2 protein-coding genes and 1 pseudogene are annotated in these 1,683 nt (G+C 72.8%); 1 reads left to right on the top strand and 2 read right to left on the bottom strand.

The features are described from left to right. Positions 1 to 11 precede the first annotated feature (11 nt). Positions 12 to 68 (top strand): annotated as a pseudogene (locus HW578_RS28275) (hypothetical protein); the annotation flags it as partial. A gap of 19 nt (positions 69 to 87) precedes the next feature. Here HW578_RS28275 and HW578_RS26240 read toward each other — a convergent pair. Both HW578_RS26240 and HW578_RS26235 read right to left on the bottom strand, forming a co-directional pair. Next, complete coding sequence (locus tag HW578_RS26240) at positions 88 to 1,185, bottom strand: glycosyltransferase family 87 protein (protein ID WP_198373650.1); 1,098 nt, start codon at positions 1,183 to 1,185, stop codon at positions 88 to 90. Positions 1,186 to 1,314: 129 nt separating this feature from the next. Continuing rightward, positions 1,315 to 1,683, bottom strand: a 369-nt coding sequence (locus HW578_RS26235; protein WP_198373649.1) for an NUDIX domain-containing protein, incomplete at its 5' end; no start/stop codon positions are given.

The raw sequence follows: 1,683 nt of genomic DNA, 5'->3' as shown, positions 1-1,683 counted from the left end.
CGGGCATCACCATGTCCTTCCAGTTCGGCACGAACTGGTCGGGCTTCATGGAGCGCGTGGGCAACATCGCGGGTGGGGCGAGCGCCGTCACGGCCTGGCCGCGGCGCGCCGCAGCACCAGCGCCAGCAGCACCACGGAGGCGACGACCGCGAAGGGCAGCCGCGTGCCCTCCACCAGCAGGCGCGTGCCGAGCGGCCATAGATAAAGCGCCAGCAGCAGCACCTTCTCCCATGGCAGGAACCCGGTGCGGCTGCCGGCAAGCAGCATCCAGCCGAGCGGCACTGCGGTGATCATCAGGTCGTAATCGACCAGGAACGGCGTCACCAGCGTCGCGGCGGCAGCCATCAGCGAGACCTCGGCCATCCCGCCGGGACGCTGCCGCGCCACCAGCACCACCGCCAGCACGACGGCAGCCGCGAGCGCGGCATGCAGGCCATAGGCGAGCGCCAGCGACCCGCCGCGCATGCGGATGCCGGTGAACAGGCTGATCATCTTCTCGGGGCCCACCCAGCCCTCGTTCAGCGCCTGCTGCGCAAGCGCCGAGCCTTCGCGGAAGGCCAGCCAGGTGTCGGTGCCGAACACCAGCCAGGACAGCGCGGCGAAGCCCAGCGCCGATGCGCCGCACGCGAAGAAGGCCGGCCATCGGCCCGCCGCCGCCAGGACGAAGGGCACCGCCACGGCCAGGTGCGGCTTGTAGGCGAGGCCGCCCAGGAACACCCCGGCGAGCACCGGCCGCCGGTCCAGACAGGCGGCGCCGGCGGCGAACAGGGCCGCGCTGAGGGCACCGTTCTGCCCGTAGCGCAGGTTGATCAGCAGCGCCGGGAAGGCCAGCACCGGCAGGATGGTCCAGCGCGGCGGCATCAGCGCCCGCATCGCCGCGACATAGGCGGCCCCCGTCACCAGGAGCCAGGCCGTCACCGAGGCGCCGTAGGGCAGCAGCGCCACCGGCAGCACGACCAGCAGGAACATCGGCGGGTAGAAGAATGCGAAGTAGCTGGAAAGGTCCGGGAAGGCCTTCATCTGCGCGCGGATGTGGTCCGCCGGCACATAGGCCGCGGCAGGCCGTCCTTCGAGCGCGAGGTCGGAGGCCGCCCAGAAGCTGAGGAAATCCCCCGAGATCGGCTGGCCGTTCACCGCGATGCCGTCCTGCGTGGTCATCAGCAGCACCATCAGCGCGCCGGCCATGGCGAGCGCGAGCGCCCCCGCCCAGGCCCGGGCGCGCGGCGGGGTCAGCCAGTCCGCCCGCTGCAGGCCGGCATGCAGGCGCGTGATGAAGCGTCGAATCGGCGGAACCTCCGAGGGACGGCATGGAGGTTATGGAAGCCCGGATTCCCCCGCGGCAAGCGTCAGCAAGCGGCCCATGACGCTCGGCAGCGCGCCGCGTGCCGCCGCGCGGTCCTGCCATTCGCCCGCCGGCGGCGGGGCGCCGGGGGGCAGCGGCGCGACGAAAAGGATCATCTCGAGCTCGAAATGCGTGAAGCCGTGCCGTGCCCGCCCCGCCAGCAGGCGCCAGGGGGCCTCGACCGGCGCATGGGGCAGCGCCTGCGCCTCGGTCCATCGGGCGTCGCGCCAGGGCGTTCCCGGGATCTCCAGCATGCCCCCGAGCAGGCCCTTCGCGGGGCGGCGGCGCAGCAGGACGCGGCCGGCGGCGTCATGCAGCAGGAAATGCGGAGACGGAAGAGC

Origin of the sequence: Roseomonas rosulenta (assembly GCF_016106005.1) — a bacterium.
GTDB classification, from domain to species: domain Bacteria; phylum Pseudomonadota; class Alphaproteobacteria; order Acetobacterales; family Acetobacteraceae; genus Neoroseomonas; species Neoroseomonas rosulenta.
Note: the sequence above shows the minus strand (reverse complement) of the source record. Positions and strands in the feature narration are given on the sequence as shown.